Below are 6791 nucleotides of genomic sequence, written 5' to 3' on the forward strand. Positions count from 1 at the left end.
AATTACACCTCTAGCCTGATAATGTGTGCTTCAGGCACTAATTGCTCCACATAATCAGAGTGGGTTGTAATTATAAACTGATTATTATTGCCTAGCTTAGTCAAGGATCTAAGGAATGCCTGTTGCATAGGTGGGTGGAGGTGCAATTCAATTTCATCAATCAAGATGAGCGAATTATGAATGTTCCAATTGGCAAAATCCATGAGGATGGGAAAGACAGCTCGTTCGCCTCCAGACATCTCAGAAATTTCATACTGATTTCTGCCGTCGCAAACATAAAACCAAGGTTCGCTCAGGATATCATCTATATTCTCGCGCGGGACGGGGCCTTCAAAGCTGCGTTCGGGAAAAACTGCTTTGTAAGCTCGTTCAATTTCAGCATACAAGTCTTTTTGTCCCGGTCGCAGTTTCTGAATTCTACCTGTTTCGACATCTTGATGAAACTGTCGCCATTTTGATAGCCGATCGCGCAAAATATCCTCAGTAATTTCTTGTCGGATTTCGGGATCTTCTGTCGTTAGGCTGGTTGCAGTTCTTTGCTCGGTGTACCAAAGAACGCTGCCAACTCGCTCAAACGCCTGAAAGCCTTCAGAACGAAGCAGTCGTTTAGCGTATTCTCGTCCTTTAAATTGAAATAATACAGCAGCCGTATCCGCTAGGACTCGCTCAGATGGCGATCGCCATCTGAGTTTCACACTATGTTCTCGTGCCGGAGGAAGTGTTAAATTGTGTCCCATCCCTTGTAATTTTTGGTAAAACTCTGCAACTGCTTCAAGTTCTTGCGAGGAAAACTGTACCTGTAAAGTGACTTCAGGTTGAAATCTTCCCCAGTTGTTTCCTAGCAATTCATAGTTAAACCCTGCCCATTCTAAGTCAGGGATTTTTTGTAATCGTCCGGTAGCCGTACCTAATGTTGCTGCGATCGCTTGTAAAAGACTTGTTTTGCCAGAGCCGTTCATTCCAATTAGAACAATCAGATTTCGTGCCAACCCAGTTTCTGGATCGGTGAAATCAAATACCGGAGGAGTCCGAAATTTCTTGAAATACTTTAGCTCAACAGATTGAACTTTCATTTGGGAAGTCTCTAAAGCTTGTTGACTGATGACTGATGACTGATGACTGATGACTGTTGACTAAATTCACAGAGCATCCTGGAAGACTTTGCGGGTATGTCGCCAAGCTGCCATCCCCATCACCGATACCAAAAAGCCCAAACTCAGCAACACGATCCGCAAGCCGAGGTCATCCGATCCCACCGCTTTGCTGACAGCATCCGTCAGCGGCCCGGTCAGTGCTAAAGGCAAGCTAAGAGCAATATTAATCGCATTGTTCTCCAAGCCAAAGACTTTTCCCCGCATAGATTCTGGAGTTTTTTCTTGAATCAGGGCTTGCATCGGGCCGTTAATTAAGGAAGCGCCAAAACCGAACATAGCGCTCAATCCGAATCCCACCCACAACACTCTGGCAAAGGCAAACATTGCCAACACAAAACCCATCATCAAAAAACCAATTAACGGCAAAGGTTTTTGGTGGAAGCGATCGCCCCAGTGGCCCAAAAAAGCCGCGCCGAAGACCATTCCGACTCCCGCAGCAGCCAGCAAAAAGCCAAATTGAGTTTCTTTGAGACCAATTTTGCCTGAAAGTGCGATCGCCAGCACCTGAAGCGCCGCAAACACGGAATACAAAATGGTCAACTGCACCACCGCGTTGCTGACAAGGCGATTGTGCTTCAAATACCGCAAACCTTCTTTGAGGTCTTGCCAAGGATGGACATTTTTGCCACTGCTGCCGGCATGAGTTTCTTTAATCCGCATGGCATAGATCAAACCCGCAGATATCAGGTACAACCCGCCCAGCAAAAACTCTTGAGAAGCTGCTCCGAAGCTGTGTTTGACCCAACTAAACAGCGGTTCGCCGATCGTCATCCCGACAATAATCCCGCCCATTGTGGACGAGGCGAACAGAGCATTTGCCGACATCAGTCCCTCTCGCCCCACGGCCAGCGGGATTGCCGCGGCCTCTGCTGGAGCAAAAAATTGCGTTACGGTAGAGACCAAAAACGTAATCACCAGCAACACGGCAAAAGTTTTGGGCAAAAACGGCAAAGCTACAATCAACACGGCTCTGATCGCGTTACAGGCAATCAGCATTTGCTTTTTGGAAAAGCGGTCTACCACAATACCGGCCGCCGAACCAAAGACGATCGCCGGCAGCGTGTAGGCGATCATCACCGCTGACAGCATAGAATTTTCCGAATACTGCCAAGAAACAGGCCAGGGTCGGTAGTCGCCTGTTTTCAGCAGAATAATCAGCAATACGTAAAAGATTTTATCCGCCACTTGGGCTAATAACTGGCCCGTCCACAAGGCGAGGAAGGGGCGATTTCTCAGTAGGGCATCAAGCCCGCTGCGGTCAGGGGGAGGGCTGGCTGGGTGCATAAGAATAGTTTAACTGACCGCGTCTGGCAATTATAGTTTTCAGCAATAGGTGCAAATCTCACATAGCAAAGCGGAAACCCGGAAAATTCCTGTTTCCTGCGTTCTTTTTCTGTTTTAGCAGATCGGCGGGGGACGCCTGCACTCTTCTTAACTCTACCGCGATCGGTCGGAGCCCAGAGCCCGCGCCCCCGGAAAATCCGAGAATATTGTTTAAGATTGGCGTGCATTTCACCGCGAGTACAACATAGGGTAATATATTTGACAAAATACTTGGTGTTGGTAGTCAGTAACTCAGGGCTAAAGCCACTGAGCTTGTAAGAGAAATCAAGCAAGCTGTACTGACCAGCTATCGCCTTAACTGGCTACGTTATTTTGGTCATGACACCCTGGGATGCGAAGCTAGTCCCTTGCTCTGTCGCTAGTAGTTAAACAGTCTTAAGGTCACTGAGGCAGTGCTGCTAGCCTAACAAGCCTTTATAACATTGACCGACAAGCTAACATTACCCCGCAAGGGAGATCGAGGCAACCATACCTCACCAGAGGGGCAACCATACCCCTCTACCCTCGCCGGAGGGGATTCAAGGCGATTGAAATCGCCGGGTCGCTTTCCTCTCAGGACTAAAGTCTCTGAGCTTCCCACTTACCGAGCTTTTTTTGTGATATTAAAAGATGTCACGCCGATTAAGTAATATAACGAAAGTAGTTAATGTTAGGAGTGAGAAACTTGAAAAAGGTTGAAGCTATTATTCGCCCCTTTAAACTAGACGAAGTGAAAATCGCGCTCGTCAATGCTGGCATTGTGGGGATGACTGTTTCTGAAGTTAGAGGTTTTGGCCGTCAGAAGGGCATGACCGAACGCTATCGCGGTTCTGAGTACACCGTGGAGTTCTTGCAAAAGCTCAAGGTCGAGATTGTTGTGGAAAACGATCAGGTTGACATGGTGGTTGATAAAATTATTGCTGCTTCCCGCACGGGCGAGATTGGCGACGGCAAGATTTTCATCTCTCCTGTAGAACAAATTATCCGGATTCGGACTGGGGAAAAAAACCAGGAAGCAATCTAAGATACTGGGGCATTGGGCATTGGGCATTGGGCATCGGTCATCGATCGTCGGTAATTGGTAATTAATTGAGAAAGCCTCTTCCGCGTTCAGTTCAGGTGTCTGACTGCCAATTCCAATGCCCCGTTTTTGTTTTTTTGCCTCAGTTGGGGTTGACAATGTTCGCCATTTGTGGTATTAAAGCCTGGAATGCTCGGCCGCGGTGAGAGTGCGATCGCTTGATATCGGGTGTCATTTCTGCAAAAGTTTGTTGCTGTGCGGGCACGTAGAAAATCGGGTCATACCCGAAACCCCCGATACCGCGAGGAGCGTGCAGGATTTCGCCGCGGCAAATTCCTTCTACTTGCACGGCAATTGTACCGTCAGGACGGGCGATCGCGATCGCGCCAACAAATTGTGCTTGTCGGTTTTGTTCGTTGCCTAATTCTTTGAGAAGTCGAGATATCCTGTCAGCATCGGTTTTCCCGTAGCGCCCCGAGTAAATCCCAGGTCTACCGTCGAGTGCATCTACCATTAAACCAGAATCATCGGCGATCGACCATTGGCCGGTTGCTTTTGCCACTTCAGACGCCTTCAAGCAAGCATTAGCAATAAAAGTTTCGCCTGTTTCCTCGATTTCCAACTCTTCCGGTTTTAGTTCCAATTCCCATCCCAAATCCTGAAGATAAACTTGCATTTCCTTGAGTTTACCCGGATTGCCGGTAGCTAAAACTAGCAATTTGCGATCGGTCATTATTTCTGTTAAAACTTACGGATCTATATTAACAAAAGATTGGGAGAAAGGTTGCAACAAAATTCCCAAAATCTTATCAACATCTTGAATATAGTATTCAATCGGATCGATATAAACAGTAGTTTCCTCCAAAATCAAGAATTTCCAGTTAGTTCCCGTCGTCACCGCGCCGTAAATGCGATCGACCTCAGTGTCTTGGTTTTGATTGAAACATTGGGCCGCTACCATTGCAGCTACGCATTGACCCAAACCGCCAATGATATCTTCCTTTTTTGCCTCAAAAATTGTTATAACCGGAGCACTGATGAACAATTGTTCTGAAGATCCGCTAATAATATAATCGCAAAATCCTTGCAAGCCTCTTTCTGGATCGACAGTAAAATCCTTACCGGAAAAAAGAGAAACTCGTTTGTTTGACAATCGCCGAACTTCTGCTAATATCGGGGCAATCAAAAATTCCGAGCGAGCTTTTTCTGTGGAAATAAAAGTGGCTAGCGGCACATAATCAATCAGGATTGTTCTTAAAATTTCGGATGGTGAAACTGGTTTTGTATCAGCAAATAAATTGCGTGTTTCATCCAAGGTTAATCCAAAATCTTTTTTGACTCTTGCAAGGCTGAAATCGCTATAAGCCATCTTTTATACCATTTATACCAATTCTTGAAAATCATGCAACATTAGCCGTAGGGTGTGTCGCCATTGAAAATCTCTGAGTAAAAATCAACAATCTCATGGCGACGCACCTGGGATCTTCAAAAACTCTTGTAAACAAACCCAAAAATATACGGTAGCAAGAATTTTTAGAAATGTTATTGTACAAAGTATTATTACAAACAAGTGTCAGATTTATTTTATTAGCTTTGTCAGGTGCGTCGCTTTAAGATTGTCTGTCGAATTTAGAGATTTTCAACGGCGACACACCCTACAATACTTTGGATTTGTGAACAAGAAAGATTTTTTTTAACCGCAGAGGGCGCAGAGAACGCAGAGAAAGAGAGGTTTAAGATCGATCTATCCGCGTTTATCTGCGTTCATCTGCGGTTGCAAACTCTTCTCAATTCTTCGCCCAAGTTTTCGCCCAATTCAAGTTTTGCATCACCTCTTTCAAAGTGGCAGCTTCCGAATATAACCTCAACACTGGTTCAGTACCGCTAAACCGAATTAACAGCCAACTTCCGTCAGCTAAACGGAATTTATATCCGTCAACTTTGTTGCAATCTACAACTGCTTTGCCGGCGATTTCTGTTAAGGGTTGATTTTGCAGCAGCGACAGCAAACGCGACCTTTCTTCCATATTTGCTAAGTGCAAGTCGATTCTGTCATAAGCTGAGGTAAAGTTTGTTTCTTGTTGCAGTCGGCTGTAAATTTCGCTTAAGTCTTCCCCGGATTTGACAACTGCTTCTAACAAGTACAGCGCTGACAGCAAAGCATCTCGTTCGGGAATGTGGGTACCGTACCCAATTCCTCCCGATTCTTCGCCGCCGACTAAGACTTGGGTGGTTAACATTCGATCGGCTATATACTTGTAACCGATCGGCGTTTCAAATAATGGCAAGTCGTACAGCTTGGCAATTTTGGGAATTATGTCTGAACCGCTGACTGTTTTGATGACTTCCCCGCTCAACCCGCGCCGTTTTGCTAAATGTTCGATTAATATGGGAACTAGAATTTGAGAACTGAGAAAGTTGCCGCTAGAGTCAACGGCTGCAATTCGATCGCTATCTCCGTCAAATACAAATCCGATCGACAAACCAGCACTTTTTCGCTGGTGAGTTCGCATCACGCGGAATAACTGCGACAGGTAGCGCGGCAAAGGTTCGGGTGCACCGCCGCCGAACAGCGGATCTCGATCGCTGTTGACTTCATGTACTGTTTCTTCTAAAATTTGAGCTAATCCTCCGGCTGCGGCACCGTGCATTACATCTACAAATACTGTAATTTTGCCGCTGGCGATCGCTTCTTTAATCGCCTCAATATCTACCATTTCCCGCAAGGTTTTGCAGTAAGCCGGCCAAGGATTGAAATTCTCCAATTTCCCAGGATTTGCTGAAAGTGCCGCCGGATTTTCGAGTTTTTCTTCTATCTGTTGAGTAACTTCGGGCGAAACTGAACCGCCAAATCCGCCCTTGACTTTTAACCCTAAATATGCGCCGGGATTGTGGCTGGCTGTCAGGACGATCGCGCCCAAAGCATTTAATTGTTTGGCAGCTAAACTGAAAGCCGGAGTAGGGGCGTAGGATTCGCTCAGCAGCACGTCAAATCCTGCGTTTTGGACGGCAACAGCCGCTGTTTTGGCAAATTCTTCAGCTAGAAATCGGCGGTCGTAACCGACAATTACGGTACCGCTGCTGCCATCGCTGCTGCCGGTTTGTGCGAGAACTTGTGCCGCTAGGGGAGCGACTAACGCTACGCGATCGAATGTAAAATCGTCAGCAATGATGCCGCGCCAGCCATCGGTTCCGAATTTAATAGGATTCATTTAGTCACCTTAATGTTGCAAGGAGGCTCCCGCTATAACGAAGTTTAGCGGCGAGAGGAATTGCAACCAGTATAAACGTGC

General features: G+C 46.4%; 6 protein-coding genes. 1 reads left to right on the forward strand and 5 read right to left on the reverse strand.

Annotated features, from left to right (window positions below; genetic code table 11):
- Window positions 1–2: 2 nt before the first annotated feature.
- Both QUB70_RS10565 and QUB70_RS10570 read right to left on the reverse strand, forming a co-directional pair.
- Window positions 3–1073 (reverse strand): AAA family ATPase, encoded by a 1071-nt coding sequence (locus tag QUB70_RS10565; RefSeq protein ID WP_332980146.1) that lies wholly within the window; start codon window positions 1071–1073, stop codon window positions 3–5.
- A gap of 66 nt (window positions 1074–1139) precedes the next feature.
- Window positions 1140–2438 (reverse strand): MFS transporter, encoded by a 1299-nt coding sequence (locus QUB70_RS10570; RefSeq protein ID WP_332980147.1) that lies wholly within the window; start codon window positions 2436–2438, stop codon window positions 1140–1142.
- 724 nt (window positions 2439–3162) lie between these two features.
- On the opposite strand from QUB70_RS10570, the gene QUB70_RS10575 reads away from it, so the two are divergent.
- Window positions 3163–3501 carry a P-II family nitrogen regulator gene (locus QUB70_RS10575; RefSeq protein ID WP_265234570.1) on the forward strand — a complete coding sequence of 113 codons (339 nt, stop codon included), beginning with the start codon at window positions 3163–3165 and terminating at the stop codon, window positions 3499–3501.
- Window positions 3502–3640: 139 nt separating this feature from the next.
- Here QUB70_RS10575 and rdgB read toward each other — a convergent pair whose 3' ends face one another.
- The 3 genes from rdgB to QUB70_RS10590 form a co-directional block, all read right to left on the reverse strand.
- Entirely contained in the window at window positions 3641–4231 is a 591-nt protein-coding gene (gene rdgB / locus QUB70_RS10580) for an RdgB/HAM1 family non-canonical purine NTP pyrophosphatase (RefSeq protein ID WP_332980149.1), read from the reverse strand.
- 15 nt (window positions 4232–4246) lie between these two features.
- Window positions 4247–4867, reverse strand: a complete 621-nt coding sequence (locus tag QUB70_RS10585) for a hypothetical protein (RefSeq protein ID WP_332980151.1) — start codon at window positions 4865–4867, stop codon at window positions 4247–4249.
- A 418-nt stretch (window positions 4868–5285) separates the two neighbouring features.
- Entirely contained in the window at window positions 5286–6710 is a 1425-nt protein-coding gene (locus tag QUB70_RS10590) for a phosphoglucomutase/phosphomannomutase family protein (RefSeq protein WP_332980152.1), read from the reverse strand.
- Between the last annotated feature and the right edge of the window lie 81 nt (window positions 6711–6791).

Source organism: Microcoleus sp. A003_D6 (assembly GCF_036702825.1).
In the GTDB taxonomy this organism is placed as follows: Bacteria; Cyanobacteriota; Cyanobacteriia; order Cyanobacteriales; family Microcoleaceae; genus Microcoleus.